This window comes from Caldovatus aquaticus (assembly GCF_019458025.1).
GTDB classification, from domain to species: Bacteria; Pseudomonadota; Alphaproteobacteria; order Acetobacterales; family Acetobacteraceae; genus Caldovatus; species Caldovatus aquaticus.
In genome coordinates this window covers 1-911 of the sequence record NZ_JAHZUY010000131.1, presented here as the reverse complement: position 1 = coordinate 911, position 911 = coordinate 1, and the positions used below count along the sequence as shown (strand labels likewise).

The 911-nt window shown below is 72.4% G+C and carries 1 protein-coding gene; it reads right to left on the bottom strand.

What is annotated here, in order from left to right; genetic code table 11:
- Positions 1-296: 296 nt before the first annotated feature.
- Positions 297-485 (bottom strand): hypothetical protein, encoded by a 189-nt coding sequence (locus K1J50_RS18790; RefSeq protein WP_220119274.1) that lies wholly within the window; start codon positions 483-485, stop codon positions 297-299.
- Positions 486-911: the final 426 nt, after the last annotated feature.

The window sequence follows — 911 nt, the reverse complement described above, 5'->3', positions numbered from 1 at the left end:
GCAGCCGGTGCACGATGCCGCCGATCCCCCGCCGGTCGTCCACGCGCCGCGGCCCGGTGTGGACCATCGCCGGATGCGGCTCGCTCGCCGCCCACGGCACGTCGCTCAGCCCGAACAGGCGCGACACCCTTCATCTCCCGCCGTTGGGCAGGGCGAATCACCGCACCGTTCCCACGGCAATTGGGTACAGACCCTAGAGCCGTTTCCGCTCGGCCGCGCGCATGGCAATGGCTCCGGCCTGTTGTCTGCTAGGCAGGTTCACGCTCCCGGCCGTTGCCGGCCGTCCGCGATCCGCTCTAGAGGATGCCGCGCAGCAGCCGGTGGAACTCGGCGGTCACGGGCGCGAGCACGCCGAGCCAGTCGGCCGTCGCTGCGACGATCAGGGCAAGCGTGCCGAAGACGAGCGCCGCCTCGGCTCCCAGTTCGCCACGCTGTCCGATCGCCGTGGCGCGCCGTGCCAGTGTGCCGTATCGAGCCATGCTCACCACCAAGGGCTGCCGGTGCGGCAATTGGGCGCAACTTCCGGTGCGCCGCTCCAATAACACCTTCGTGAGGTTATGCGAGGCGCGGGCCAGGCGACTGCTGGTGCCGTCAACAGGAAGCCCGGCGTCCTCTGCGCCGCAGCCCTGCTGCGGCGGGCGGGCGCCGCGGCGTGCGCCCGCCGCGTTCGGCGGGCCTTGCGGCCCGGGACGGAGCCACGGTGAAGGCCGCCGGGTTTGGGAAGTCGCGCGCGGAGCGCGCTGCGGTGCGCTGCGCACGGACCGGGAGAGGCGGCGGGTGGCATGTAAGCGTCCTCCCTCGACTGCCTTGCGGCGGATGGTGCTGGTTGGCTGACCTGCGCGGCTGCCGGGCGGCGCGGATGTCGGTTGTCGCCCTTACGCGCAGGGGTATGGGCGTTGCCGGACGGTCAG